Here is a 26,510-nt window from a genome sequence, read left to right on the forward strand (position 1 = left end):
TCATGCGCCTACTCTATTTTGGTTAAACTTTCAACAATCATCCATAATATAAATAGACAAACGAATAAAGGATGATACCATGATTTATATTTACAATGATTATGGTGGGACACATACAACTTCAATGGCAGCGGCTTATCATTTAAAACAATTGCCGCAATCAGAACAGAAATTGACGACGGAAGAAATATTAAATGTGAAATATTTCAATAAATTAACAAAACAAGATTTTGGCAAGCTAATTTTTCACGGAGTGGATGATGAAGGCCATTCTGTGTATACAATTGGACGGAAAAGGAACAAATATGTGGTTCCTGCTTTAAAAGAAATGAGTTTATTGCTGCAAGAAAAGTTTAAGTTTGATGAAAAAATCGTGTTTTCCAATACATCGCCAACCGTTCCAATTTTAATGTCAATGGGAGGATTTTTTTCGAGAGGATTAAAAATTGATGTTATCGGGGTGCCACTATTAGTAAAAGGGGCGAAAAGATGCTGTGACAATGTTTATCGCTTAGTTGAAAATACAAAAGAAGTTGGCAGAACAACATTTGCAGAAAATGTCATCATATTAGAAAATGAAATGTACAAGTAAGAAGAATAGGGTGTGGAGAGAATGAATAAAAAGATAGGATTTATTGGAGCGGGGAAAATGGCGCAGGCCATGCTAGAAGGAATTGTAAAATCAGAAGTGATTTCACGGGAAAACATCATGGCAAGTTCAGCAACAAAAAATACAATTGATAAAATCGCCGAGAGCTTCAGGATTAGGACATCATTACATAATATTGAAGTTGCAAGGTTTGCAGATATTCTTATCCTTGCTGTTAAGCCAGAACTTCATACTTCCGTAATTGAAGAAATAAAGCATGAAATTAAACAAGATACAATTATTGTAACGATTGCGGCAGGCATTAATTTAGTTGACCTTGAACATGCCTTTGGCCAGAAAGTTAAAGCAGTTCGGACCATGCCAAATACCCCTTCCCTGGTAGGGGAAGGAATGAGCGTCATTTGTCCAAATGACCGTCTTAGTGAAGTAGAAATTATGGAAGTTGAGCACGTGTTCAAGACCTTTGGAAAAACTGAACGGCTCGAGGAAAAATGGATGGATGCAGTGCCAGCCATTAGTGGATCTTCCCCTGCTTATATTTATATGCTAATTGAAGCCATGGCAGATGGTGGAGTTCAACAAGGAATTCCAAGGGACAAGTCCTATCGTCTTGCTGCTCAGGCTATTCTTGGCGCAGCCAAAATGGTTCTGGAAACTGGTATTCATCCAGGCGAACTTAAGGATAATGTGTGTACCCCTGGGGGGGCAACCATTGAAGCTGTGGCTGCTCTTGAGAAAAAGCAATTTCGCGGAGCCATCCTGTCTGCGATGGAGAGCTGTACGGATAAGGTAAAAATGTTAAGGTGATTTCACTTTGGATCCATTTATGGGTCCTTTTTTTATAAATAGGAAAAAATAAATCGGGAGGAGTTGCTTAATTGGATATGAAAGGTAAAAAAAATGGAACAAATAATTAGTTATGTTTCAGAGTTTGTGTTTTGGTATCCATTAATTATGTCTTTGATATGGATAGCTGGTACTCATTTATTTTTTAATTATCGTGAACAAGAAGACTTAATTAATTTTGATCAAATTGAATGGCCATTAATCAGTGTTTTAGTACCATGTTACAACGAAGAAGAAACTGTTGAAGAAACCATTCACTATTTGTCTAATATCAATTATCCGAAAAAAGAAATTATTGCAGTGAATGATGGGAGTACTGATAACACTTTTACTATCCTTCGGAGCCTGGTTAATCATTATTCCGATCTAAAAGTGATTGATTGTAAAGAAAATAGGGGAAAAGCAAATGCTTTACATATTGCCTGTCATGCATCAAACGGGGAGTTTTTAGTCTGCGTTGACTCTGATGCCATTTTAGATCCATACGCAGCGCATTATCTCATTTACCACTTTCTTCATAAGGGTGAAAGACTAGGAGCAGTGACTGGAAATCCAAGAATTCGAAATCGTGACACATTATTAAGTCGTTTACAGATTGTAGAATACGCATCGATCATAGGAGCGATCAAAAGAACTCAAAGAATAATAGGTAAAATTATGACCGTTTCGGGTGTGGTTGTAGCCTTTCGAAAAAAGGCCCTAGTGGATGTGGGTTTATGGGATCGGGATATGATCACAGAGGATATAGCCGTTTCTTGGAAATTGCAGGAACGATTTTGGGACATTCGATATGAACCACGTGCATTGTGCTGGATGCTTGTTCCTGAAACGATAGGCGGCATTTGGAAACAAAGAATCCGTTGGGCTCAAGGTGGACAAGAAGTGATGATGAGATATTGGAGGGTTTTATTAGACTGGCGACAAAGAAGGATTTGGCCAGTATATCTTGAACAATGGGTTAGTTTAATTTGGTCCTTTTCATGGGCATTTGTCACCCTTTATTATTTTTTTTCAGTCTCATCGATTCAACAGCTTTTTATATGGATAACTTTTTCGTCCTTCGCCCTTGTTTTTATGAGTCTAATCCAACTTTGGGCTTCGATAAAAGTCGATTCAAAGTATGACAAGATAACAAAGTATTACTTATGGGCTGCATGGTATCCAGTCATTTATTGGATTCTAAATGCATTTATCGTCATGTTTGCTCTCCCTAAAGCAATTAAATCAAGAATGAAGGGTGGTTATGCTACATGGGTAAGTCCAGACAGAGGGAATCGAAAAACGAGTTAATTATCCGCACAAAGATCAATTGGTTTAAGGAAATCTTAATTTCGTTCATTTCAATAATTGTTTGGACTTATTGTATAGGAGTTTTGTTTTTTTTTATTGGTGCATTATTTGATTATAATAATCAATATTTAGGTCTCATAAAGATTGCTTTTAAGATGACAAATAGTGATATACGTTCTTTTTTAATAATGGTTTTCTGTCTTTGGCTAATTTTTTATATCGGACTTTGGAGTTGGAAAAATTATAATTTGAAAAGGTTTGGTCCTTTAAAAAGGAGATCAATGCCGAATGATACGACAAAAGAAGATCTTTTACGCCTTAAGCTAATGAGTGAGGAAGATTTTCAATCCTTGCACCAATCAAGGGTAGTAGTATTTGAGAAAAACCCCATAAAAGATATTTGAAACTAGGTGGCCGCTTTGAAAAAGTATTTTTATGGCATTTGTATCTTGTTGATGGTTATTAGTGGTGGCTACAATCTCTATAAACATACGGATTTTTCTAAATCAGCGATGAGTTTTCCAGATGAACTTGACCAAAATGGTTGTCTTGGTTTAACTTACCATCGCATACGCAAAAACAATTTTTTTAATAAAACGGTTGAATTCCTAACAGGTACAGATGAATTAACCATATATAATGTGTATGAGGATGTTTTTAAAAAACAAATAAAAATTTTAAAGAAACAAAAAGCAGTATTTTTAAATCCAGATGAAATTAGAAAAGCTCAGGCAAATGGGGAGTTTCCAGAAAAATGTGTTTGGGTTTCCTTTGATGATATTGACATTTCAATGTATGAGAATGCCTTTCCGATTTTGAAAGAAAATGATATACCTTTTACTTTATTTGTGATTGCTGGACATGTTGGAAGAGATTTTGACAATTTACAACTTACTTCGTGGGATCAGCTCCAAGAGATGGTTGATAGCGGGCTAGCTACGGTAGGATCACATACTTTTGACATGCATAAATTAGTTGGAGTGAAACCAATCTTTTTCTTGAAAAGTAACCTCCACGCATTTGAGGAAGATCTATTGCTTAGTAAAAAGACGATAGAGAAAAACTTAGGGGTGCAGGTAGAAGATTTCGCCTACCCTTATGGAAATGGAAAAGATGAATTAGCTGCTGTGATTCAGAGAAGTGGATTTAAAAGCGCATCCATTCTTGCACCTAGATCAATTACTGTTAACAACGATAGATATTGGATGAATCGCATCCTTGTGAATGATGAGGTTTTTAAGAAAATCGTGACTAATTGGATCGATTAAAACCAAACCACCAGCAGAAAATGCTGGTGGTTCATTATTACACTGGTAAATCAGTAGGAGAAGATTTTTGTTTTCTTTGCTTTTTCGATTTCTTAAAATGGAACAATTCATATATTACCGGGATTACAACCAGCGTTAATAACGTTGCGACGCTAAGACCGCCAATAACGACAATTGCTAAACTTTGAGAAACAAGATTTCCTGCTTCAGCCTTTTTTAACAATAACGGGATCATCGCTGAAATCGTCGCTACTGCTGTCATAATAATCGGTCTCATTCGGATGGCAGTGGCCTCAACAATGGCATCGCGTATAATCATCTTTTGCTCATTTTGTTTAATCCGATCTAAAAGAACAATTGCATTTGTCACTACAATGCCGATTAGCATTAAAGCACCAAGCAGTGCTGTAATATCAACGGTAATACGGCTAATTAACAGACCAAGAATAGCACCGACAGCTGCAAGCGGCAACGAAAACAAAATGGCAATTGGTGCGCGAATGGTTTTAAAGGTAATGACCATAATTAAGAATACAATGCCAATAGAAACGGCCATAGTGGTAAATAAATCTGTGAAATCATCAGCCTGCTGGGCGCTGGCACCGCCAACAAAAATTTCAACCCCATCAGCAAACTTTAACCCTTTATTTTCTTTTTTGTCCCCATGGATAATTTTATTAATCTCTGCTGAAATATCTGAGAGTTTTTTAGCATCAACTGTTGCAACGATTCGAATATAGGGGTCGCCGTCTTTTGAGAACAGGTTTGCAGGTTTTTCTTCTTTCGTTAATTTAGCAATGGTTGAAACTGGCACCATTCCATTTGCCGTCATGACTGGGATATTTTCAATATCTCCAGATGATTTTGGATCTAATACAGGCTCAAGATAGACGACTGTTTGCTGGTCATTTAAGCTTAGCTCCCCAATAGGAGTCTTGTTTAACATAACCGAGAGCTGCTGGGCAATTTGAGCTGAATTGCCTTTCTCAGGGTCTACCTCGAGCGAATAAACAGTCTTTTTATCTTCCGCGTTCGTTTGGATTTTTTCAATTCCATTTATATTCTTAATTTTATCTTTAATTTTTAGCGAAGCAGTCTCCAAGTCGTTTGATTGGTCGCCGACAACATCAATTGTAATTTGAGGCGAGCCGCTGCTCGTCATGGAGGCGGCACCAGCAGTAAGAGTAGCTTCAGGATATTCCTCTTTTTGTGAATTTATTTTTTTGATAAGTTTATCTGTATCCTTTTTATCTTTTAGAACAATATTATAGGCAGCATTCGTAGGTGATCCAACAGCTCCAAATTTTGCTGCGTCGGCATTGTTGCCAAGCAGGGTGAATTCCGTTTTTACTTCTTTTTGGTCTAGGATAAACTTCTCTAGCTTTAAGGTTCCTTGTTTAACTTTTTCAATCGGTGTTTCATTTGGATAGTTCAAGTTAACACTAACAAATTCGGCGGTCGAATTATCTACCGTGCCTTTTGGCATCACAAAGTAGATGCCGATGGAACCCACAAACAATAGAAAAGATAATGTTAAGATAATCCATTTGTGGTTTAAAGACCATGTAACCAACCTCATAAATTTGACAGAAGGTTTATGTTCATGCAGCTTTGCTTTTCTTAACAAACCTGCACTCATGATTGGAACAACTGTTAGGGCAACAATTAAAGACGTAAGTAAAGAATAGGTTATCGTTAAGGCAAATGGCATCAAGAAATCCTGCAGACCGCCGCTGACAAGTCCTATCGGCAAGAAGACGGCAACGGTCGTCAGGGTTGAAGCAGTAATCGCCTTGGATACTTCTTTCGTAGCATCGATAACAAGTTGAATAGAAAACTTTTCATTTTGCATTTTTCTAAAAATATTCTCAATCACCACAATACTATCATCAACTAATCGACCCACGGCAACGGCAACACCGCCCAGCGTTAAGATATTTAACGTGACTCCTGAGCGTGATAGCAAAAATAAGGTAAACGCTAACGATAATGGTATCGAAACAATCGTTATGAAGGTGGAACGAATATTTCTTAAAAATAGCATGATGACAATTGTGGCAAAAAGTGCTCCAACTAAAACTTCCTTCATCATCGATGTGACTGATTTTTCTACCATATCTGCAGTAGCAAAGATGACATTTGTTTCTGTTTGTTCATATTTCTTATTGATTTCCTTGGTTGCTTCTTTTACCTGCTTACTAACTGTAACAGCATTTGACTGACTGTCCTTTGTAACGATGAATAAGAGGCCATCAGCACCATCAATTCTAGTGATTGTATCTTCAGGCTTATTTACCTTAACATTTGCGATATCTTTTAAACTAACACCTGGAGCGACAGAAAGATTTTCAATTTTTGTCAGATTATCGATTTTACCAAATACTTTAATGTTACTAGCTTTACCTGAAATTGTTTTTTCTCCGACAGCTACTGCACTGTTTTGACCCTGCAGAACGCTCATGACAGCTTGTAATGAAACCTGGTGTTGTGTGAGTAATTTATTGTCAACCTTGACGGAAACATATGAATTAGCCAGTCCGTATGTTTGAATAGAGGCCACGCCTTTTATATCTTTAAAATATGGAATGATTTTTTTGTCGGCAAATTTTAGATTTTCTGGGGTTAGACCATCCTTAAAGGTTACTCCAACGTCTGCGATAGGAATCATTGAGGTATTTAATTGAACAATAGTCGGGTTAGAAACATTAGCGGGAAATTGGATCGTACTAAGTGATTCTTGGACTTCCTGTTTTGCTTCCTTCATATCGGTTTTGGATTCGAAGTTGATATCAATCTTTGAGAAACCATCGCCCGTTGTGGAAAAAGTGTTCTTTTTGCCTTTTATCCCAGAGACTGCTTTTTCAATAGGTTGGGTTACATCATTCTCCATTGTGTTTGAATCTGTACCTTGCCCCATCACAATAACAGATACTTGAGGATTATCTGCGGAGGGCAAAAATTCCATCGGTAATGTTAAATAACTAACAAGACCCATTAAAAGAATAAGAATCGTCATAATACTGACAGCGGCTTTATTATTGATTGCCCATTTTGTAAACCACGACATGTTTAATTTCCCCTCTTATGGTTTTTTTTTCCTATAACCATGAGAATAGTAACACAACTTATTTGAAATACGGAGTTGTTTGAAAATTCTTTTTTCGCAAAAAACGACAATTATTTTAATGTGTTTCTGGTCTTCTTGCCACAGTGACTGTTGTCATGAGTCCAACACAAAGAATGGTCAATAGGGAATAAAAAAACTTTTCTAATCCAACTACTTGAATGCCGCTTGTTATAATCAGCCCGTCAATTAAGAAAATGATAATTCCTATATTAATTGTAGTAAATTTAGTTAACAGCTGGGCCAATAAATCTGTCCCGCCCGTACTTGTTTCATAGCGAAGCATGACGCCGATGCCAATCCCTACAAGCAACCCGCCAATGACTGTACTTGGTAATATACCGAGATGGATTCTTCCATTAATAAAGGAAAAAAGATCAATACAAAAGGATGAAATAATTAAACCATGAAGGCTGTAGAAGAAATAACGCCTTTCAAAAAACCAGGCTAATACATAAAGGGGAAGGCTAAGAAGAATAATGCTAAGTCCAGTGGGCCAGCCATAAAAATAATGAATGATTAAGCCTAAACCAATTACACCCCCATCTAGCAAGTGATAAGGGACTAGAAATCCGTTTACACCTAAACTTAATAATATTGAACCAATCATCATTGCGAATATTTTTTCAATCATCATTTTCACCTCAAAACTTGTCCTTTTACATTAAAGTTATGAAGCGTGACTTCATTTAGAAGTGAACAAATAAAAAAAGAGGAGGAAACAAAAGTTTCTTCCTCTTTTTATTGCATTTAAAAAGCAAGATTTAGAATAAAGTAGCAGATTCCTGCTAATACCGCGGTAATTGGCAATGTAATGACCCAAGTGATAAGCATTCGCTGGGCAGTACCCCATTTAACCCCTTTTAGACGGTGAGCAGAACCAACTCCAAGTATTCCTGAAGAAATTACGTGGGTTGTACTAACTGGTAAATGGATGAAAGTAGCACCAAAAATGATTCCAGCTCCCGTTAAATCCGCAGCGACCCCGTTAATAGGTCTTATTTTCATAATTTTTCCGCCAACGGTTTTAATAATTTTCCAGCCCCCGATTGAAGTTCCGAGACCCATGGCAATCGCACAGGAAGCTTGAACCCAAAAAGGAACCTCATCACTTTGAATAGTACCTGTAGTGAGAAGAGCCATAGTGATGATCCCCATCGATTTTTGTGCATCGTTCGTTCCATGTGAGTAGGACTGTAATGCAGCTGTAGCTATTTGGATATAACGAAAGTTTCGATTGGTTTTTGTTAAATTAAAATTCTGAAAAACAACTTTAAAAATACTATAAACAATGTAACCGACTGCAAACGCTAAAATAGGAGAAATAATTAGTGCTTCTAAAATTTTTAAAAACCCGCCATAGTTAAGTGAATTAAATCCTTCGGCTGCAATGGCTGCACCCGCAATGGAACCGATAATTGCATGGGATGAACTGCTTGGAATGCCGTAATACCAAGTGAGTAGGTTCCATGCGATGGCCGCAATTAACGCTGCTAATATTACTACAGTCCCATTGCTTAGGCTGAAAGGATCGACAATATCCTTCGATACCGTTTTAGCTACCCCAGTAAATGTCATCGCCCCAACAAAGTTCATTACCGCAGCCAAAATGATGGCATGACGGGGCTTTAAGGCTTTTGTAGAAACAGATGTTGCAATTGCATTTGCGGTATCATGGAATCCATTAATAAAGTCAAATGCAAGGGCACCAATTACAATTAATATAATTAGGGTCATAGTTAAGCTCCTTATGCATTTTTCATAATAATGGTTTCAAGAGTATTGGCAACTGATTGACAGTAGTCAGCAATGTCCTCTAGATTTTCATAAATTTCCTTGTATTGAATAATGCGGATTGGGTCTTTTTCAACAGTAAATAAATTTTTGATGGATTGTCTTAAGATATTATCGCATTTTGATTCAAAATCTTTTATTTTGATGGCATGCTCTCTAATTTGAGCAAGCTTTTTATTGGAAAGAAGTACTACGGCTTTATCGATTTCATGAACACTTCCCTGAATGGCTTCTACAAACTTAACCATAAACTCATCAGCACTAGTAATTGAATACATTTCAAATAATGCTGAACATCCTTCAAGTCCATCTAGGACATCATCCATACTCATGGCAAGATGCAGAATGTCTTCTCGTTCAATAGGAGTGATAAAGGCGTCATTTAATTCTTTAATCACTTCATGAACATACGAATCTCCTTTTGTTTCAAGCTCTTTCATTTTTTCAGAGAAAATTTTTAAATCACTCACGTTTTTTAATTTGTATTCTGTAAAAAAATTGGCACTTTCTTTTAAGTTAGCGGAAATATTATTTAATAAAACCGAGAACTTATCATTTTTTTTGAATGCCATGTGATTACCTCCAATATTCATATGTAAAGTTTTACACTTACCGAAAATATTTTATCGGAAATTTGTCGAAAAATGAAACAAATCTTAACGAAATTTACAAAAACTTAACATTTGAATTTTCTGAATTATGCTTCATCATAATAGTACTTTTTTACTTTTTCCTTAGAAATGTTTCTTTATGTATGAAGTTGACTAAATAAGACGAGGATAGTATGATTATCTCAAATTAAAGATATTTGATTTTGAGATTATGGGGTTAGACAAAATATTGGGATACTATAAAAAACAATTGAGGTGGAAACTGATGATTAACATTTTTAAAGCTGAAGATAGATATACTGCCGACCATGGCTGGTTAAAAAGTAATTTTAGTTTTTCATTTGCTGAATACTATGATTCAGCCAATATGCAATTTGGACCAATGCGTGTATTAAATGATGATATTGTGCAGCCCTTAAGAGGTTTCGGGGCACACCCGCATCGTGAAATGGAAATTGTATCCATAGTATTAAAAGGCCAATTAAAGCATGAAGATAGTACCGGACGAAGTGCGGTGACGACCTTTGGCGGGGTTCAAAGGATGTCAGCTGGAACTGGGGTCATTCACTCAGAAGTAAACCCTTCACCTTCAGACGAAGTAAACTTCTTACAATTATGGTTTATGCCTGAGCGAAATGGTCTTACCCCCTCTTATGAGAAAACAGAATTTGATGTAAGTCAAATGAAGAATATGCTATTACCAATTGTATCGAAAAATGGTGCCGGGGAAAAAGTAGCAGGTATCCATCAGGATTTAACCATTTATTTGTCTGATTTAGATGAGGGCAGCGAGTTAACTTTTCAACAAGAAAAGAGTCGGCGGATTTTCTTCTTTGTGATTGAGGGAGATGTAGAACTAAACCATGATTATAAGTTGAATAAACGCGATTCTGCTCGGATAACAGACACTACAGAATTACAGATTAAGGCTGCTAATAAAAGCAGATTAATGCTGATTGATTTACCATAAAGCAGACCGGATTCATTGAATCCGGTTTTTATTCTTTCTGTGAGTAATAAAATAAAAATTGGGTAATTTATAGGTACAGGCAGGAAGAATTCAATTTCTTCACCAACTGCCTGAGATTTAGGCTCAGACGCTTTAAAAATAGGTGAAAACTAAAAAGGAGTGTTCGTAATGGGCTTTATTTGGTCATTGATTGTTGGTGGTATTATTGGATGGTTAGCTGGTCTAATCGTTGGAAGAAATATTCCTGGTGGCATTATAGGTAATATAATTGCTGGATTTGTTGGCGCATGGCTTGGAACGATGATTTTAGGAAACTGGGGTCCGCATGTTGCTGATTTTGCCATCATTCCGGCGATAATTGGTGCTGCTGTACTCGTTCTCCTGCTAAGCTTCATCATGAGGGCATTTAGAAGAGCTGATTAAGGAAATAAAAGCCTCCCAACACGGGAGGCTTTGTCTATTTATATCGAATATACATCAATATCATCAAAAATAACCGGATGATCGATAAAAGGTGCGTGACAGCTGATTTTTTCTTGTGTAAACGGATGAACAAATTCAAGCTTTGCAGCATGAAGTGCCTGCCTGTTTACAAGTGGTTTTCCTCCGTACAAAATATCTCCAACTAAAGGATTGCCGAGGTGACTTAAGTGAACGCGGATTTGATGTGTTCTCCCTGTATCCAGCCAGCACTTTACATAAGACAGCTTTCGTACTTTATCTTCTTTTAATATTTGATAATGGGTAATGGCAGCCTGTCCAGAAGGAGACACTCTTCTTTTGGTTGCATGATGGCGGTCACGTCCAATTTGAGCATTAATGGTCCCTTTTTTTCTCTGTAATAAACCATGAACCATAGCAAGGTAAGTTCTCTTTATTTGGCGCTCTTCCAGCATTCTATCTAAGATAACACCAGCTAAAACGTGCTTCGCAAATAAGATTGCTCCTGAGGTATCCCGGTCTAGGCGGTGGATTTGGCGGATGTTTTTCATTTCTCCTTTTGACAATAAATAAAAAGATGCGGCATTGATTAAAGTGTTTGTTTCCGTATTTGTATCATTTGGATGAGTATTCATAAACGGCGGCTTATTGATAACAAGAAAATGATCATCCTCAAACAAAACCTCTATTTCATAGTAATGTGGAGGGACCTGAATCTCTTCTTCCTCAAATAATTGAATTTCTAGTTTTGTTCCACCGGTAAGCGGCAAATTCCAATCTACTCGATTACCATCCAAGCGGACCTTTTCTTCCATTCTGAAAGAATGAATGACTTTTTTGGGAGCTTTCCACACATTACGGAAAATTTCATCAGTTGTTTTGCCTTCCCACTCTTTTGGGATTATGAGCTGCAACCAATCTCCCTTTCGTATTGTATTAAGCATAAGTACTCCTTTACTTTCTATTAATTACCACGCTTTATTCCTCGTTTGTTATGTTATTCTTATCATATATATTACGATAGAATTATGCGATGGCAAAGGTGGGTTATAAGTGAAAATTGTTTTTGCCTCAACACCAAGTCAAGAGCAAGAAATTTGTGAACTTGTGAGGTATATTTACTCTAATATTTTTCCACTCTATTTTACTGATGAGGAAATTTTTCAGTTTGAACAGTTAAAGGTCTTGCATACTTCAGGGAAGCATGTCGAAGATTTTAGTACCTTAAAGGATGCCTTTCAGGTTATGACAAGCATTCAAACGATCATTTCCATTCTTGAGGCGTCACCTCTTGATGAACAGTATGCTGCTTTATTTGATAAAAATGTTGCGAATCTGCAGGATTTTGGATTGTTTTTCCCATTTGAATTTGAACAATTTTATGAAGCCAAGAGTTTGAAAAATACGATACTTAGTATATACACGAAAGCAGATAATGAATTGCTCATATAAAAATTAAAATGCCTGCATTTTTGCAGGTATTTTATTTTGCTTTTTTTTATGTGTTAAAAGCCATTTTTTATTTTTATAACTGTTGATTGGAGCGGAAGGCGCGAAGACTCCTGCGGGAGTACGGGGCCGAGGAGGCTCCCCGGCATGCCCGCGGACCGCTCGCGCCTGGAGCGCAAATCAACAACCAAGTTTAACAGAGCATTTTAATTTATAAAAATTTTAAGGTAAAATAGTAGGGTAATTAAACATTCTGCGAAAATTGTCGGATTTTATATACGATTTTTTAAGGAGTAACATGTTATAACTAAGAAAAAATATAAATTAGAAAGAAACGGGAGGGCCATTATGGACTGGAAAGAAGTAGCAAATAGTTGGATTGAATTTAAAGATTTGGATGTAGAATTACATAATCAATTAGAAGAAATAAAGAAAGATGAAAAACTGCTTGAAGAGGCATTTTATAAGAATTTGGAATTTGGAACTGGCGGTATGCGCGGTGAATTAGGTGTTGGGACAAACCGTATGAACATATATACTGTCCGCAAGGCTTCAGCTGGGCTGGCTGCATTCATAGAAGAACATGGTTTAGAAGCAAAACAACGCGGAGTTGTGATTGCCTTTGATTCACGCCACAAATCACCGCTTTTCGCAATGGAGGCTGCCAAAACACTTGCCACCAAAGGGATTCAAACATATGTATTTGATGAATTAAGACCAACTCCAGAATTATCGTTTGCATTAAGGTATTTAAACGCTTTTTCTGGAATTGTCATTACCGCGAGTCATAATCCGCCGGAATATAACGGTTATAAGGTTTATGGTTCTGATGGCGGACAGCTGCCTCCTCTTGATGCTGATATTGTGATCAACCGGGTAAATGAAATAGAGAACGAATTATTAATCGAGGTCGACAGTGAGGAAAAGTTAAAGGCTGAGGGACTCATTAAAACCATCGGTCAAGAAGTAGACCAAGCCTATCTTGAAAACTTAAAAACAATTTCCGAAAATCCACATCTAGCGGAAGAAACGGATCTTCATGTCGTATTTACTCCATTACATGGAACGGCCAATAAACCGGTTCGTTCAGCGCTTGCTGCTTTAGGCTATAAGAATGTAACAGTGGTGAAGGAGCAAGAGCTTCCAGACCCAGAATTTTCAACAGTAAAAAGTCCTAACCCGGAAGAGCATGCGGCCTTTGAATTAGCCATTCGTGATGGGAAACGAGTAGGTGCAGATCTTTTAATTGCGACGGATCCGGATGCAGATCGACTTGGTATAGCAGTCCTTAATCCTGAAGGTGAATATGTTGTTTTAACTGGAAATCAAACAGGGGCTCTTTTACTTGATTATCTCTTAACACAGAAAAAGGAAAAAGGAACGTTGCCTCAAAATGGAGTTGTGTTAAAAACAATCGTGACATCGGAATTAGGTAGAAGAATTGCTTCCGCTTTCCAATTAGAAACGATTGATGTATTAACAGGTTTTAAATTTATCGCAGAAAAAATCAAAGAGTATGAAGTTACAGGTGAGCATACATACCTATTTGGTTATGAGGAATCCTACGGATATCTCATTGGCGATTTTGCCCGTGATAAGGACGCAGTCCAAGCAGCATTATTGGCAACAGAGGTTTGCGCTTATTATAAAAAGCAAGGAATGTCCCTTTATGAAGGAATGATGCAGGTTTTTGAAAAATACGGCTATTATCAGGAAGGTCTTCGCTCTTTAACATTAAAAGGTAAAGAGGGAGCGGAACAAATTCAGCGCATTTTAGCCTCGTTCCGAAACGATCCGCTTAAAAACCTTGGCTCATTGAAAACAGCAGTATCTGAGGATTACTTAACGGGACTTCGTGTATCCGGCAATAAGGAAGAAAGAATTGAATTGCCAAAGTCCAATGTATTAAAATATACTTTCGAAGACGGTTCATGGGTATGTCTAAGACCTTCAGGCACAGAACCAAAAGTAAAATTCTATTTTGGTGTTAATAGTGAAAGTCTTGTATCAAGTAAAACGAAACTACAAGCGATTGAGAAAGACTTTATGGATTTAGTCGATCAAAAAGTAAAAATGGTACAAGAAAATTAGGATTTTAACCAACATCATCGAGAATTCATCAAGAAAGGAATAGCCATATGCTAAAAGACCAAATTGCCATTGTCACTGGCGCTTCTAGGGGGATTGGCAGGGAAATCTCTGTCAAGCTAGCCGAGCAAGGGATGAAGTTAACGCTTGTTGGAAGTTCAGCGCAAGTGACTGAAACAGCAAGTGAACTTAAGAAACTAGGGTTTGAAAATGTCCTTCCAGTTCAAGCCGATGTTTCGAATGAAGAGGATATGCTTCGGGTTGTTCAGTATACGATTGATGCCTACGGTTCAGTTGATGTTCTTGTAAATAATGCAGGAGTGGGCTTCTTTAAGTTAACTGAAGATGTAACTGTGGACGAGTGGAGGAAGGTATTCGAGGTAAATGTCCAAGGGGTATTCTTAGCAACGAAAGCTGTGCTTCCACATATGAAGAAGAAAAGGTCTGGAACGGTTATTACCATTTCTTCTGATGTTGGTCGCTATACAATCCCTAATGGTTCAGCTTACACAGCAACTAAATATGCTGTCCAAGGATTCTCGGGTTCAGTTGCTCAGGAAGTCCGTGAATACGGAATCCGTGTTGGCACGATCAATCCGGGTATGGTAGATACGTATTTTGCAGAATCCGAGCAAGGCTTGCCTGAGAAAAAAGACTGGCTCAAAGTAGCGGACATTGCGAATGCCGTGGTTTACATGGCTTCTGCACCTAAGCATATGATTATTGATGAAATCGTCTTACATCCTTTTGTACAGCAATATCCGATAGCATAAGAATAACCCCGAAAGGCACGTTGCGCCTTTCGGGGTTATTTTTTTGAAAATGGGCTACGTGATTGAAATCGAGGTGGTGAAGAGAATCAGAAGAATGACTCTACGTGACCGAAAATGTGGTAGTAAAAAGAAATGGGTAACGTAGAAAGGGTCTAGGTGACCGAAAGCGAGGTGCTGAAGAGAAAAAAGTAACGTAGAAGGGGTCTACGTGACCGAAAACGAAGTTGTAAAGAGAAAAGGGTCACATAGAAAGGGTCTACGTGACCCAAATGACTGCTGAAGAGGATATAACGGTCACGTAGAAAAAGTTTCATTGCCCGAAGCGACTAAAAATGAGCTCTTACGGTAAATGAAAACATAGATAAAAAAGCCATCCCAAAAACAACAGGATAGCTCTCTACAACATTATAAATATTTCCGATGTACACCTTTGCCGTCATAGGAAAAAAGCATTTTTCTTTCCTCGATGATGGTTTCTATATGGACGGGTCTTCCCCAAAGCTGGTGTACGTAAGGCAATACCTTTTCAAGATATTTTACATCTAATTCAACGCCTTCATACCAATGCTTTAAGTAAAGTTCACCATTTTTCAGGTAGTCGCCATCATTAACGGTAATGTACGGAAACCCGCCATTTACCCGCATATTGACTAATTGGTCGCGTATATGCTCCCACTGCTTATCAACAACTTTATAATCCCGTCCTTGCTTTTGGAAAAGATACATATCCTCTCTCATGACAAGGTCTTTATTCAAATAATTTCGCAAGAAGGAAATATCTGATTCAACCTCACGAACTTCAAATATTTTATCACGGCCAGACCCTGGCAGCACGCCTCTGCGCTTCATTTCATCTGTTGGATTATTGTAGCGCTCCTCGATATCCTCAAAAATTTTAATACCAAGATAATAAGGATTAATGCCTGTTTTTGAAGGCTGAACGACACCAGCATTCAATTTGGCAAATTCAATGGCTTCCCCGCTTGTTAATTCCAATTCTCGTAATATCCGTTGATGCCAGAACGAAGCCCAGCCTTCGTTCATGATTTTTGTTTCCAGCTGCGGCCAGAAGTAGAGCATTTCTTCGCGCATCATCGTTAAAATATCCCGCTGCCAATCTTCAAGCTCTCTGCTGTAGGTTTCAATAAAAAGGAGCAAATCCTTTTCCGGCCTAGGTGGAAATTTCTTTTTCCGTGGCTGTGCAGGTCCCTGTTTTTCTTTTTCATCCAAACTCCATAGGTCATCGTAGGGAGTGATGATTGGGGTTTCACCCGATTCTTCTTCATCATCGCCAATTGACCAAGCAAGCTTTGGCCTCATCAACGAAGGATCAATATGCTCATCAATTGCCAATACAGCATCTAAAAATGTTTCTACTTCTTTTTTTCCGTATTGAATCTCATATTTGTGAATTCGTTCGGCAGTGGCTGACATGCTTTCTACCATATCCCGCTTCGTATTTTGGAAACGGACGTTGTTCTTAAAGAAATCACAGTGGGCTAAAACGTGAGCAACGATTAACTTATTTTGAATCAGGGTATTGGAATCAAGTAAAAAGGCGTAGCATGGATTTGAATTAATAACCAGTTCATAAATTTTACTCAAACCCAGGTCATAATGGAGTTTCATTTTGTGAAATTGCTTTCCAAAACTCCAGTGTGAAAACCGGGTTGGCATACCATAGGCTCCAAAGGTATAAATAATTTCAGCAGGACAAATTTCATATCGCATTGGATAAAAATCCAGCCCAAATCCACTTGCAATCTCTGTAATTTCACTAATCGCATATTCTAGTGCTTTGCGTTCTTCACCATTCAATTGCCATTCCCCCCTTTTCCTCTTACCACAATGTATGAGGCTAAGCTGGGAATGATGAGAAAGAAGCCAAAAAACAATAAGCAGGGTCGCTTATTGTTTTTGATTTTCCACTGTTATATTTAAAACCTTATTATTTGTTGCATCATGACTCACTTTTACAATCACAAAGAAGTTCTGGTTATTTTCTTGCACTTTAAAACGAAAACCATCTTCTACCTTTGTTGTATCAATTTTCTTTCTTCCTAAATATTCATAATCCTTAATGGGAGCCCCTGGAAAGTCCGCCTGAACGACCGTTATGGCAATCCTGCCAAATTTTTCATAGTCAGGCTTTTGTGCCTCTCCTTGTAGGTTAACATAGACTAAAAAACACAACATAATAAATAGGCCAGCCAAAAATTTTCTCAAGAAAATCCCTCCAAAAAAAAGCGTTTGAAAATATTTTCTCCAAAATGTTCTGTAATATGTATTATTTGGAAATTTTTTTTGCCTCTTGCGCAAGCTTTAGCCCCACAAATCGGTTTCGTTTCCATTCTTTTTTAAAAACAGATAATGGCGGGCTTGTCTCCCCAACAAGATAACTAATTTCAATCGTCATGGCTGGCTTGTGATAAGTGGTGATAAACCAATCAGTGAACCCTCCTCCAACAGCATCATCAGGGGGAGTATTTAATTTATAACCCGTTATCTTCGCGATTTTTTTAGCAATTGATTTATCCCGTGAAAGATTCTTTCCATTTTTATATTTCCAAAAAATTTCTTCTCCAGCCGTATGATAAGCAACAGCAATTGAAGGATTAATTTCTTTAATAAAATTAGTCAAGGCTATGACCTCTTTAGCTTGAAGCGGCTTTTTCCCTTTATAAAGTTTATAAAATGGTTTATTCGTTTTTGTATCTAGACTGTCCCATCCTGCGGGGTATTGCCTGTTTAGGTCTACACCTATTCCATTTGCTTTCCATCGTTTAAAACGCTTTGAATCATCATTCATATGCAATATTTGTCCCTTTTGTTTGGCTGAAAATTGTTTAAAGTTGTGTTGTTGTATGGCTACACCATCTGGATTCAGCATAGGAACAAACCAGATCGAAATATCGTTTAAAATATTTTTGGAGCCAGTCCTCTCCAACGCATGATAATCATGGGCATAGGTTTCCAGCATTTTCATTAAAAGCATACTTGTCAGCCATTCACGACCATGATGGGAGCCGATTAAGACGATATTTTTTTCCCCAGTGCCAAGCTTAGCAGCTAAAATATTTTGTCCAAAATGGGTCGTTCCAATTGCTTTTAATTCAACTTCATCTTTATATTTCTCCTTCAATAACTTAAGATCATGTTCAAGCATTTCATAAGAGTATGGTTTATTCGTTATTACAATGGCGGCATTAGCAGTGGTTTGAAATGCAAGGAAGAGTACCATTAATAAACAAAAATATTTAGCCATATAACCTCCTCCTAAAGAATTTATACAGGTAAAAGTTGAAAAGGGCATAGGAATAGGGTGTCCAACATTTTCTGTGAAAGTTCTTTTAAAAATGTCATAAAATAAACTCAACTCCTAATAAGGAGGAGAGATAAAAAATGAATAAAGTGGATTATGACCGGGCGCTATATTATACGCATCGGTCAGAATGGGATAATTTACTGATATTAATGGTTAGAACAAAAGATCAATTTTTATCTAAAAAGATCGAACAATTCCTGCATGCTTACAATTTTGAAAGTGACTACAGTGTTCTTGAAAAGAAACTTTATAACCTGCTTCGTTACATCGACCATGCTAACGAAACCTTTGAAGCCGATCCTAATGAGATACCGATGTATAGTCTTTCCTAAAAAAACAAGTGGATACAGAATTGTGTGAGAAACTTTTTTACAACCGGACCAAAGAATTCCACCAAAAAACACGGCTTTATTCAGAAGCCGTGTTTTTAACTGTTTTTTATGACACCATTTCGTACAGCATAAAGGGCTGCTTGGGTTCGGTCAGCGAGCTCAAGTTTAGCTAAAATGCTGGAGACATGGGTTTTAACTGTTTTTTCAGTAATAAAGAGGGATGCTGCAATTTCTTTATTGCTTTTTCCACTGGCGATTTCTTTGAGGACTTCCAATTCTCTTTTTGTCAAATCTTCTAGAGGCTTTTTTTCTTCATTATTTTTAGAAGAGAACTGAGATAAAAGATGAGTTGTCGCTTTCGGATGGAGTTGATTTTCGCCTTTCATTAATTGTCTAATGGCTTTTACAAGTTCATCAGGCTCAATATCTTTTAGCTGATACCCAGAAGCACCGGCTTCGATTGCTGGGATGACATGGTTTTGGTCAGAAAAACTGGTTAAGATCATGATATTCATGCTCTGATGCTTTTCTTTTATTTTTCGCGTTGCTTCAATTCCGTCCATTACTGGCATGACTAAGTCCATTAAGACCACGTCTGGTAAAAGGATGTCTGCCAGTTCGACAGCTTCTTTTCCATTTTTCGCTTCCCCGATGATTTCGATGTTCTCTTGGGTTTTTAAGAAAAAGACCAAGCCTCTTCGGACAACATGATGGTCATCAGCTATAAGTATTCGAATGGTACTCATTATTCTTCTCCCCTTAAAAAGGTATATTAACTTTAATCATTGTCCCTTTATCTGTTTTACTTTTGATATGAAAAGTCCCCCCTAAGCTTTCAGTTCGGTCCTTCATACTTTTTAATCCGAGAGAAGGGAGTTCGTTTGCTTCGTCGTAATGAAAACCGGAGCCGGTATCTTTAATTTCAAGGGAAATTCGGTTTTCACCAACAAGGATAGAAAGATGAACCGACGTCTCCCCTGAATGTTTTTTACAATTTGCCAAAGCTTCCTGACCGATTCTCCATAATCCTTCTTCAATGGTGCTAGGCAAATGAATTACACCGTTCACATTTATGTTGACTTTTAAACCGAGCATGTCTCCGTAGCTGCATAAAGCACTGACGATGCCTTTTTCTAGTCCCTTTGGACGAAGCTGCCAAATAAGTGCCCGCATTTCGTTTAAGGCTTCCTGAGCCAAATCTTGAATATAGCCAAAGGTTTCTTTAACATCCTTACTCTTTGTCATTTCCATGCCGCCACGTGCCGTCAGACTCAAAGAAAAAAGCAGTTGGTTGACGGAATCATGCAAATCTCTAGCTAGTCTGTTTCTTTCTGCAGTTAAAGCAATTTCTTGTTCTCGGTGTGTCAGGTTTATTCGTTTTAAGGCAGATCCAATTTGCAGGGCTATAGATTCTAATAAAGCGAGCTCTTCATGGTTAAATCTTGTTTTATAGGGGGAACCCACATTTAAAAGGCCGAATTTTTCGTTTCCAGCTTTTAAAGGGACTGTGGCGTGATGTGTTAATCCACATGTATCTCCCAGACCTTGTTCAATGGCAATCTCTAGCCGTTTACATTCGATGATATTGGTAGCTTTATCTAATCGGCCATTATTGTAACGGTTAATACACCAGCAGTCCCCGGTGCACATTAGTGTATTTTGATTCTCTGTCAATGCCGGAGGAAGGTTTTCTTTCGCAGCCAGTTCAAATCGGCCTGTACGGTCAATCAGAAAAATCCAGCCCGTCTGCATACCTGTTACATTAAGTAGTTTTTTAAGAACCTCTGTAAGGATAGCTTGAATATCAGTGCCACGGTTAAGAAGTTCGGCAATTTCTTTCAATATTTTTAATTCGGATAGATGGTTTTCGTTCATTTAAAAGTCCCCCAGAAAATGCTAACTCTTCCCATTATTATAACGCTTTTTATTCCCAGGAGCCTTAGAAAAAAGTACAGCATTTTCTACGACCAAAGTCTGAAAAAGGAATGATCATGAATATAAAGGATGGCCTTTTTACCTTTTTAAACAGATTAGAAATAGTGTCTATTTTGTTACATTTGAAAAACCTCGTTGACATTGAGAATCATTCTCTCTATAATGATAAATGTAAATGATAATCATTATCAAACGACAAATATAAAAAACCGGGGGAAACAGGGATGTCTATCAAATTTAAACTTCTTGCAGCAACTGCAGCACTTTCTTTAATACTTGGAGCATGCGGAAAAGCTGAGGAAACCGAAACTAAACCAAAAGTAGAGAACAAGGAAAAATCAGCGGAGAAGAAAGAAGCTGAGAAAACAGAAGAAGTGGATTATGCGAAAGTTTTTAGTGAAGCCATCACTGAGCTTGATAAAGCAAAAGAAGGTAAAGACGTTGATTTTGCAAAAGTAACTGATTTGTACAATAAAAATTTAAAAGAGCTAGTTCAAAACCGTGATACTGAATTTGAAGATACCCTTGATGAAAAAATCACTGCTGCATTAACAGCTGGTAAAGATGGTTCAATGGACAAAGTGGTTGTAAGACAAATTTTTGATAAATTGATGCAAAAAGTGTTCTATACATCGATTAAGCACGATTTCACTGAAGTAACAGAAAAATGGGGTAACACAGACGAAGTAAATGGTGAACTTGAAGAAGCAAAAGGCTATTATGCTATCTTAAAGTCTACAGTTGAAAAGCGTGATGCCGCTTATGGAACCAATCTTGTCAGCGTGATCGATGGCGGATTTAACGAAATCGAAACGGCAATTAAGAACAATGATCAATTAAGCTTTAACTTAGGCAAGCAAGTAGTTGATAAGACTCTTATGAAGACTTTCTATCTTGCAACTGGAGCTCTTCCAAATGGATATGCGACAAAAACAGCTGCGGAAGCAAAAGAAGATGCTGCTGCAGCAAAGGTGGAGCAAGCGGAAGGCTGGGCGTTCTTCCAATCGTTATATAGTTATTTAAATAAACATGCTGTAGAAGAAACAGCTTTTATTGAAAAATCTTTTACGCTTGAATCTGATGTTAAAGCTATAGACCCTGCTGCTATTAACAAAGCGTTTGTCCGCGGCTTTGCAAAAATTGCCATTTCTGAGTACGGTGAAAGTAAAGAATTCTTAGAAAAAGGTGAAGATAAAGCAGCAGTTACTGGTTTAGAGGGAGCTCTATTTATCGATATTATTGGTGAGGATCTCAAGACACTTCTTGGTGAAGATGCTTATAAGACATTAAATGAAAAAGCCCAGAAATATGTCGATACAGCAAAAGCAAAGGATAAAGCTGCTGGGGAAACACAATTAAACGACTTGATTTCTAATCTGAATACAATCGTAGAGAAAGCGAAATAATGCAGAGGAATTATGTCTTAATAGAGGTGTATTGAATTGAAAGTTGTTGTAACAGGGGGAGCAGGAGTTAAGCTGGGGGCTTTTCGTCAAGGTGATGTTCATTCGACTTGGGCAGATATTAGAAAAGCAAAAGAACAGCTTGGGTATTATCCAGCCGTTACTTTTTCAGAAGGGCTTACCAATACAATCAAATGGGCGAAAAAACATGAAACGGAAATCTGTTAAACGATCCATCAGATTGACAGGAGTCTTCTTAATTGCAGTATTTATCGTATTGTCCATTCGTTATTTTCATCATGAACAATTTTTAAAGGAAACTAAAGAATTCTTCATTGGCAATCCGATTATCCTTATGATTGTTACGATTTCTTATTTGTTTTCATTTATCCTGAGGGCTGAAGCTTGGAGATTATATTTAGGAAAAAAAGTTAGGTTTTTCAGCTGTCTTCAAGGAGTACTTTTGAGTCTCTTTGTAAATCATATTATGCCGATTAAAGTAGGAGATGCGATTCGAATCGGTGTTTTATCCTGGCGGGAAAAAAATATCAAGCCGGAAATTTCCGCCCACTCGGTGATTGTTCTCAGGGTATTGGATATGTTTTTTCTTTTGTTGTTTTCCTTTATTGGATTAATCGCCTTATCGAGGTCATTTACAATCGGATATTCTCTACCAATGGCACTTATTTTGCTGGTAATCGTTTTAATTGGATTCTTAATTCTTAATAAATTTCGTCCGCCCTTTTTGGAAAAGCATATTCAATTAATAAAAACTAGCATAGCTAGCAGGAATTTTACATGGATTATTATCCTTGTTGCCTTAAGCTGGATTCTTGAAGGAGCTGTCGTTTGGGGAGTTACAACCTCACTGGGGAACGGTTTGCCCGTTTACAAAGCAATATGGGTCAACTCCATTACTGTCGGAGGACAGGTTTTTCAAATTACGCCTGGCGGAATTTCCACCTATGAAGCCGTCATGACAGCAGCTTTATCAAGTTTTCATTATCCGGTCAAGGATAGTTTTATGGTAGCGCTTGTTAGCCACAGCTATAAATTTATTTTTTCCTATTTTGTTGGATTCCTGCTCTTGATCCATTCACCGAGAACAAAAATCAACCAAATCAGAGAAATTCTTTTAATGAGGGGAAGACCTGAATGAAAAAAGCATCAAAATTTGAAAAAACAGCAGCTAGGTGCTGGAACCTATTAAATGAGGGAAAGCCGTTTACACCCATTTTTACAGTTGGCACCATGGTCATTTATTCATTATCCAAACTAGGTGACCCTTCATTTTTAGCGGATATTTCCTTAGGGCTGCTTGCCATTGTACCAATGCTGATTATTTATTATTTATTTGACTATCCATTGTTCTTAAGAAATTATTTATGGATTCCATTTACTGCCTATCTTATTATCTGGAACAATGTTAATCTCGGCCTGCTCCTAACAGCAATCGGTTTATATTTCTTTTTTACCGTCTTTTTTTGGGGCACCTTTTACTATCATTTACGGATAGGAACATCATGGCTAAATTTTACCCGCTTTTGGAAGCTCGTATTAAAAAATAGTGATTCAACCAGTGGAAACGCCCAGGAACAATTACCAAAGTTTTTGCTGCTTTTGTCACTTTGGAATTTAGTTACAGCCAAACATGAATGGTCCGGACGTGAAGTTGGCATTTTATTTCTTTTTTATGCAGGGGTACTATTGTTTTCATGGATTCTACATAAAAACTTATTTGACTGGAAGCCGAAAATTATTCCGACCTATACTTCCAATGTTAAGGAGCGAGATTCTGCAATTAACGAAAAGGTTATAGTTATGGTTATAGACGGTATGAGGAAAGAACGGTTTGAAGAAGCCAATACCCCCTTTCTTGATTTTTTGAGAAAAAATGGAACAGACTATACTCGAATGGAAACAGTCTATCCGGCAAGAACAGTCGTTTGCTTTTCTTCCATGTTCACAGGAACCTATCCATTTGAACACGGAATTAAATCCAATATGGTGTGGAAGCTCGGGATTAAAGTTGAAAGTGTGTTCGATACTCTAAGAAAAGTAGGGAAAAAGGGTTCATTATTAGCAGTTGCCCATCTAGTTGATTCATTTGGTAAGGATGTCGAGACCTATACTGCCGTAATGAATAATAGTATCGTCGACCGGAGCATTATTGAACGTGCCAAAAATATCATGAACGAGCAGAATCCAGACCTGCAGATTGTACAATTAATTAGTACGGATCAAACTGGACACAGCCGGGGCGTTTTATATGATGAATACATTCAAAAAATTGAAGAAGCTGATAGCCTGATTGAAGAATATTTTTATTGGCTTAAAGAAAAAGGGAAGCTTGATAATTACACATTTATTGTATGTGCCGATCATGGCCAGGCAGATGGTATCGGAGGTCATGGCCACTTGGATGAAGGTGAACGGTTTGTACCGTTCTTCATGTATGGCCCTGCGATTGAACAAGGAAAGAGTGTCGAGGAAAAGCAAAGTTTAGTATCTATGGCATCGACTATCTCTTACTTATTGGGGGCTCCATTCCCAGGTAAATCACGTGGTCCTGTATTAATTGATGCAATTAGGAAGGAAGTAATAAAGGAATGAAGCAGCAAAAAGTGATTGTTTTTCTACCAGCTTTTAATGAGGAAGAATCAATCGTTGAGGTGATTCAGAACATACCAAGACATTTTAATCAGAATGTATGTGTAGAAGTATTAGTTATCAATGATGGTTCGAGTGACCGAACAGAATTGCTTTCTTGGGAAGCAGGTGCTGATTATGTTCACACCTTCCCGATAAACAAAGGTTTAGGGGCAGCAGTCCGCAAAGGTCTAGAGTTATGTGCAGCAAATGGCGCAGACATCGGGGTTATGATTGACGCTGATAATGAATATCCTGCTGAGCAAATTCCCGAATTAATTGAACCAATTTTAATGGGAACGCATGATTATGTGATGGGTTCCCGATTCCTTGGGACAATAAAGGGAATGAGATGGAACCGAAGACTCGGAAATTACTGTTTCACCTTTCTGCAGGCACTGCTGCTAAGGAAATGGATTTATGATGGTCAATCCGGTATGAGAGCCTTTTCTCGGCAGGCGATGATAGAAGCAGAAATTATCCATGATTACAATTATGCCCAAGTAGTCACACTTAATCTAATCCGCAAGGGCTTTCGAATGAAGGAAATCCCGATTCGTTATCAAGTTCGGAAAACTGGTGAATCTTTTATTAAGTTTAAGGCCTATATGACGTCTGTCTTACCAGCCATTTTAAAAGAAATGCGAAGACCTGTGAATAAAGTAGTTAAAATAAATCGTCAGGTGAATGGAAAGGTACATCCCTATATGAATAGGAACCAGGAACAATAAATAAGATAATTATGTTAATTATGTGACATTCTGCTTTGTTTCATTGACAGCGTGAATGATAATCATTATCATTATCATTGTAGGAGTGAATTTGTAGATGAAAAAATTCTCAGTTTTATTTTTTATTATAGCAATCCTATTGAACAGTTTCTCCATTATCGGGGTTCATGCTTATTCCTACGGAGATCCAAATGAAGAGAAGGTTGCTGAAGTATACAAGGAAATGGTCGTTAAGCTCAATGAGACCCCCCCAAATTACACATCTGCGAAAAAGCAATTCGAAACCGTAAAAGAAGAAATTGATATGCATATGGGTCCAGAGCCTGCAAAATTAATTATTGGCAATCTCGATTCAAAAGATAAAGAAGCTGCCCTTTCTAATATGGAAAAGCTGTTGGTTTTAAATATTGCCAGACGCTTGGAAAGCATAGAAAGCAATTTTAAAGAATATGACACTACCAAACGTCTGCTTGCCAAAGGGTTTGCTACATACGAAGCGTTATCTCCAAAAGTTGAGGCTGAAAACCCTGAGAATGATAAAAAGATTCGAGAGGATTTTGATCAATCACTCGAAGCATTGGGGAACCCTGGATTGTTTGGGGTAGGGAAGAAAGAAGCTAATTTAGATGCTTTTAAGGAAAATAAAGATGAAATCTTAAATAGTTTAAAAACAGAATTTAAATTAAAAAGTCTTGAGGTTGGTCATTTTTCTGAAAGTGCCACTGAACAAGCTGCCGCTAAAAAGGACTGGACGGATCCCTCTAATATTAGAAACTGGATTCCGCTCGTATTAATCGTCGCTGTCCTTATTGCTGTTATTATTTTTGTAATCCGTAGAAAAAGAAAATAAAAAGACACCATTGGGGAGGAG

27 protein-coding genes are annotated in these 26,510 nt (G+C 37.6%); 17 read left to right on the forward strand and 10 right to left on the reverse strand.

The window, feature by feature from the left end; translation table 11 throughout:
• Positions 1–79 precede the first annotated feature (79 nt).
• From ACIFOT_RS15940 to ACIFOT_RS15960, 5 genes are all read left to right on the forward strand, one after another.
• Positions 80–592 (forward strand): DUF3189 family protein, encoded by a 513-nt coding sequence (locus tag ACIFOT_RS15940; RefSeq protein ID WP_430066203.1) that lies wholly within the window; start codon positions 80–82, stop codon positions 590–592.
• Positions 593–613: 21 nt separating this feature from the next.
• Positions 614–1,417: a pyrroline-5-carboxylate reductase gene (gene proC, locus ACIFOT_RS15945; RefSeq protein WP_430066205.1), complete on the forward strand. Its 804-nt coding sequence runs from the start codon at positions 614–616 to the stop codon at positions 1,415–1,417.
• A gap of 93 nt (positions 1,418–1,510) precedes the next feature.
• The gene (gene pgaC / locus ACIFOT_RS15950) at positions 1,511–2,746 is read left to right on the forward strand and encodes a poly-beta-1,6-N-acetyl-D-glucosamine synthase (RefSeq protein ID WP_430066207.1); all 1,236 of its coding nucleotides are present in this window, start codon (positions 1,511–1,513) and stop codon (positions 2,744–2,746) included.
• On the forward strand, positions 2,707–3,150 hold the full coding sequence (locus ACIFOT_RS15955; RefSeq protein WP_430066209.1) for a hypothetical protein: 444 nt from the start codon (positions 2,707–2,709) through the stop codon (positions 3,148–3,150). The genes pgaC and ACIFOT_RS15955 overlap by 40 nt, the downstream gene beginning before the upstream one ends.
• Positions 3,151–3,165: 15 nt before the next feature.
• Positions 3,166–4,014: a polysaccharide deacetylase family protein gene (locus ACIFOT_RS15960; RefSeq protein WP_430066211.1), complete on the forward strand. Its 849-nt coding sequence runs from the start codon at positions 3,166–3,168 to the stop codon at positions 4,012–4,014.
• A gap of 37 nt (positions 4,015–4,051) precedes the next feature.
• On the opposite strand, the gene ACIFOT_RS15965 is transcribed toward ACIFOT_RS15960, so the two are convergent.
• The 4 genes from ACIFOT_RS15965 to ACIFOT_RS15980 all read right to left on the reverse strand — a co-directional run bounded on the left by ACIFOT_RS15965 (position 4,052) and on the right by ACIFOT_RS15980 (position 9,504).
• Positions 4,052–7,081 carry an efflux RND transporter permease subunit gene (locus tag ACIFOT_RS15965; protein WP_430066213.1) on the reverse strand — a complete coding sequence of 1,010 codons (3,030 nt, stop codon included), beginning with the start codon at positions 7,079–7,081 and terminating at the stop codon, positions 4,052–4,054.
• 115 nt (positions 7,082–7,196) lie between these two features.
• Positions 7,197–7,772, reverse strand: a complete 576-nt coding sequence (locus ACIFOT_RS15970) for a YitT family protein (protein ID WP_430066404.1) — start codon at positions 7,770–7,772, stop codon at positions 7,197–7,199.
• A 116-nt stretch (positions 7,773–7,888) separates the two neighbouring features.
• Positions 7,889–8,875 (reverse strand): inorganic phosphate transporter, encoded by a 987-nt coding sequence (locus ACIFOT_RS15975; protein WP_430066215.1) that lies wholly within the window; start codon positions 8,873–8,875, stop codon positions 7,889–7,891.
• Positions 8,876–8,886: 11 nt separating this feature from the next.
• Positions 8,887–9,504, reverse strand: coding sequence for a DUF47 domain-containing protein (locus tag ACIFOT_RS15980; protein WP_430066217.1), 618 nt, complete (start codon positions 9,502–9,504; stop codon positions 8,887–8,889).
• Between the two features lie 304 nt (positions 9,505–9,808).
• Between ACIFOT_RS15980 and ACIFOT_RS15985 the strand changes: the two genes are divergently transcribed.
• Together ACIFOT_RS15985 and ACIFOT_RS15990 are read left to right on the forward strand one after the other, a co-directional pair.
• Positions 9,809–10,513: a pirin family protein gene (locus tag ACIFOT_RS15985; protein WP_430066219.1), complete on the forward strand. Its 705-nt coding sequence runs from the start codon at positions 9,809–9,811 to the stop codon at positions 10,511–10,513.
• A gap of 168 nt (positions 10,514–10,681) precedes the next feature.
• Entirely contained in the window at positions 10,682–10,936 is a 255-nt protein-coding gene (locus tag ACIFOT_RS15990; protein ID WP_223593035.1) for a GlsB/YeaQ/YmgE family stress response membrane protein, read from the forward strand.
• A gap of 38 nt (positions 10,937–10,974) precedes the next feature.
• Here ACIFOT_RS15990 and ACIFOT_RS15995 read toward each other — a convergent pair whose 3' ends face one another.
• On the reverse strand, positions 10,975–11,898 hold the full coding sequence (locus ACIFOT_RS15995; RefSeq protein ID WP_430066221.1) for an RluA family pseudouridine synthase: 924 nt from the start codon (positions 11,896–11,898) through the stop codon (positions 10,975–10,977).
• 109 nt (positions 11,899–12,007) lie between these two features.
• On the opposite strand from ACIFOT_RS15995, the gene ACIFOT_RS16000 reads away from it, so the two are divergent.
• The 3 genes from ACIFOT_RS16000 (at position 12,008) to ACIFOT_RS16010 (ending at position 15,264) form a co-directional block, all read left to right on the forward strand.
• A complete protein-coding gene (locus ACIFOT_RS16000) occupies positions 12,008–12,406 on the forward strand; it encodes a YhcU family protein (RefSeq protein ID WP_430066223.1) in 399 nt (132 codons plus the stop codon).
• A gap of 345 nt (positions 12,407–12,751) precedes the next feature.
• Positions 12,752–14,494 (forward strand): phospho-sugar mutase, encoded by a 1,743-nt coding sequence (locus tag ACIFOT_RS16005; RefSeq protein ID WP_430066225.1) that lies wholly within the window; start codon positions 12,752–12,754, stop codon positions 14,492–14,494.
• Positions 14,495–14,541: 47 nt separating this feature from the next.
• A complete protein-coding gene (locus ACIFOT_RS16010; RefSeq protein ID WP_430066227.1) occupies positions 14,542–15,264 on the forward strand; it encodes an SDR family oxidoreductase in 723 nt (240 codons plus the stop codon).
• A gap of 405 nt (positions 15,265–15,669) precedes the next feature.
• Here the strand turns inward: ACIFOT_RS16010 and ACIFOT_RS16015 are convergent, their stop codons facing one another.
• The 3 genes from ACIFOT_RS16015 to ACIFOT_RS16025 form a co-directional block, all read right to left on the reverse strand.
• Positions 15,670–17,082, reverse strand: a complete 1,413-nt coding sequence (locus tag ACIFOT_RS16015; RefSeq protein WP_430066229.1) for a SpoVR family protein — start codon at positions 17,080–17,082, stop codon at positions 15,670–15,672.
• 90 nt (positions 17,083–17,172) lie between these two features.
• Entirely contained in the window at positions 17,173–17,490 is a 318-nt protein-coding gene (locus ACIFOT_RS16020) for a DUF3889 domain-containing protein (RefSeq protein ID WP_430066231.1), read from the reverse strand.
• A 61-nt stretch (positions 17,491–17,551) separates the two neighbouring features.
• Positions 17,552–18,529: a M14 family zinc carboxypeptidase gene (locus tag ACIFOT_RS16025; protein ID WP_430066233.1), complete on the reverse strand. Its 978-nt coding sequence runs from the start codon at positions 18,527–18,529 to the stop codon at positions 17,552–17,554.
• Positions 18,530–18,666: 137 nt separating this feature from the next.
• On the opposite strand from ACIFOT_RS16025, the gene ACIFOT_RS16030 reads away from it, so the two are divergent.
• Complete coding sequence (locus ACIFOT_RS16030) at positions 18,667–18,921, forward strand: YhdB family protein (RefSeq protein ID WP_430066235.1); 255 nt, start codon at positions 18,667–18,669, stop codon at positions 18,919–18,921.
• A gap of 95 nt (positions 18,922–19,016) precedes the next feature.
• Here the strand turns inward: ACIFOT_RS16030 and ACIFOT_RS16035 are convergent, their stop codons facing one another.
• Positions 19,017–19,667 (reverse strand): response regulator, encoded by a 651-nt coding sequence (locus ACIFOT_RS16035; RefSeq protein ID WP_430066237.1) that lies wholly within the window; start codon positions 19,665–19,667, stop codon positions 19,017–19,019.
• 13 nt (positions 19,668–19,680) lie between these two features.
• Positions 19,681–20,796 (reverse strand): GAF domain-containing sensor histidine kinase, encoded by a 1,116-nt coding sequence (locus tag ACIFOT_RS16040; protein WP_430066239.1) that lies wholly within the window; start codon positions 20,794–20,796, stop codon positions 19,681–19,683.
• 284 nt (positions 20,797–21,080) lie between these two features.
• Between ACIFOT_RS16040 and ACIFOT_RS16045 the strand changes: the two genes are divergently transcribed.
• From ACIFOT_RS16045 to ACIFOT_RS16070, 6 genes are all read left to right on the forward strand, one after another.
• On the forward strand, positions 21,081–22,262 hold the full coding sequence (locus ACIFOT_RS16045) for a hypothetical protein (protein ID WP_430066241.1): 1,182 nt from the start codon (positions 21,081–21,083) through the stop codon (positions 22,260–22,262).
• A 36-nt stretch (positions 22,263–22,298) separates the two neighbouring features.
• Entirely contained in the window at positions 22,299–22,487 is a 189-nt protein-coding gene (locus tag ACIFOT_RS16050; protein WP_430066243.1) for a hypothetical protein, read from the forward strand.
• A complete protein-coding gene (locus ACIFOT_RS16055) occupies positions 22,468–23,418 on the forward strand; it encodes a lysylphosphatidylglycerol synthase transmembrane domain-containing protein (RefSeq protein ID WP_430066245.1) in 951 nt (316 codons plus the stop codon). The genes ACIFOT_RS16050 and ACIFOT_RS16055 overlap by 20 nt, the downstream gene beginning before the upstream one ends.
• On the forward strand, positions 23,415–24,872 hold the full coding sequence (locus ACIFOT_RS16060; RefSeq protein ID WP_430066247.1) for an alkaline phosphatase family protein: 1,458 nt from the start codon (positions 23,415–23,417) through the stop codon (positions 24,870–24,872). Before ACIFOT_RS16055 ends, ACIFOT_RS16060 begins: the two co-directional genes overlap by 4 nt.
• Positions 24,869–25,639: a glycosyltransferase family 2 protein gene (locus ACIFOT_RS16065; RefSeq protein WP_430066249.1), complete on the forward strand. Its 771-nt coding sequence runs from the start codon at positions 24,869–24,871 to the stop codon at positions 25,637–25,639. Before ACIFOT_RS16060 ends, ACIFOT_RS16065 begins: the two co-directional genes overlap by 4 nt.
• 97 nt (positions 25,640–25,736) lie before the next feature.
• Positions 25,737–26,489: a hypothetical protein gene (locus ACIFOT_RS16070; RefSeq protein ID WP_430066251.1), complete on the forward strand. Its 753-nt coding sequence runs from the start codon at positions 25,737–25,739 to the stop codon at positions 26,487–26,489.
• Positions 26,490–26,510: the final 21 nt, after the last annotated feature.

The sequence above is a fragment of the Neobacillus sp. NRS-1170 genome (genome assembly GCF_050468025.1).

Excerpts from the sequence above, each read along its gene's own strand:
- ACIFOT_RS15940 (WP_430066203.1), top strand. The coding sequence starts at position 80 with ATGATTTATATTTACAATGATTATGGTGGGACACATACAACTTCAATG.
- proC (WP_430066205.1), top strand. The coding sequence starts at position 614 with ATGAATAAAAAGATAGGATTTATTGGAGCGGGGAAAATGGCGCAGGCC.
- pgaC (WP_430066207.1), top strand. The coding sequence starts at position 1,511 with ATGGAACAAATAATTAGTTATGTTTCAGAGTTTGTGTTTTGGTATCCA.
- ACIFOT_RS15955 (WP_430066209.1), top strand. The coding sequence starts at position 2,707 with ATGGGTAAGTCCAGACAGAGGGAATCGAAAAACGAGTTAATTATCCGC.
- ACIFOT_RS15965 (WP_430066213.1), bottom strand. The coding sequence starts at position 7,081 with ATGTCGTGGTTTACAAAATGGGCAATCAATAATAAAGCCGCTGTCAGT.
- ACIFOT_RS15970 (WP_430066404.1), bottom strand. The coding sequence starts at position 7,772 with ATGATTGAAAAAATATTCGCAATGATGATTGGTTCAATATTATTAAGT.
- ACIFOT_RS15975 (WP_430066215.1), bottom strand. The coding sequence starts at position 8,875 with ATGACCCTAATTATATTAATTGTAATTGGTGCCCTTGCATTTGACTTT.
- ACIFOT_RS15980 (WP_430066217.1), bottom strand. The coding sequence starts at position 9,504 with ATGGCATTCAAAAAAAATGATAAGTTCTCGGTTTTATTAAATAATATT.
- ACIFOT_RS15985 (WP_430066219.1), top strand. The coding sequence starts at position 9,809 with ATGATTAACATTTTTAAAGCTGAAGATAGATATACTGCCGACCATGGC.
- ACIFOT_RS15990 (WP_223593035.1), top strand. The coding sequence starts at position 10,682 with ATGGGCTTTATTTGGTCATTGATTGTTGGTGGTATTATTGGATGGTTA.
- ACIFOT_RS15995 (WP_430066221.1), bottom strand. The coding sequence starts at position 11,898 with ATGCTTAATACAATACGAAAGGGAGATTGGTTGCAGCTCATAATCCCA.
- ACIFOT_RS16005 (WP_430066225.1), top strand. The coding sequence starts at position 12,752 with ATGGACTGGAAAGAAGTAGCAAATAGTTGGATTGAATTTAAAGATTTG.
- ACIFOT_RS16010 (WP_430066227.1), top strand. The coding sequence starts at position 14,542 with ATGCTAAAAGACCAAATTGCCATTGTCACTGGCGCTTCTAGGGGGATT.
- ACIFOT_RS16025 (WP_430066233.1), bottom strand. The coding sequence starts at position 18,529 with ATGGCTAAATATTTTTGTTTATTAATGGTACTCTTCCTTGCATTTCAA.
- ACIFOT_RS16030 (WP_430066235.1), top strand. The coding sequence starts at position 18,667 with ATGAATAAAGTGGATTATGACCGGGCGCTATATTATACGCATCGGTCA.
- ACIFOT_RS16035 (WP_430066237.1), bottom strand. The coding sequence starts at position 19,667 with ATGAGTACCATTCGAATACTTATAGCTGATGACCATCATGTTGTCCGA.
- ACIFOT_RS16040 (WP_430066239.1), bottom strand. The coding sequence starts at position 20,796 with ATGAACGAAAACCATCTATCCGAATTAAAAATATTGAAAGAAATTGCC.
- ACIFOT_RS16045 (WP_430066241.1), top strand. The coding sequence starts at position 21,081 with ATGTCTATCAAATTTAAACTTCTTGCAGCAACTGCAGCACTTTCTTTA.
- ACIFOT_RS16055 (WP_430066245.1), top strand. The coding sequence starts at position 22,468 with ATGAAACGGAAATCTGTTAAACGATCCATCAGATTGACAGGAGTCTTC.
- ACIFOT_RS16060 (WP_430066247.1), top strand. The coding sequence starts at position 23,415 with ATGAAAAAAGCATCAAAATTTGAAAAAACAGCAGCTAGGTGCTGGAAC.
- ACIFOT_RS16065 (WP_430066249.1), top strand. The coding sequence starts at position 24,869 with ATGAAGCAGCAAAAAGTGATTGTTTTTCTACCAGCTTTTAATGAGGAA.
- ACIFOT_RS16070 (WP_430066251.1), top strand. The coding sequence starts at position 25,737 with ATGAAAAAATTCTCAGTTTTATTTTTTATTATAGCAATCCTATTGAAC.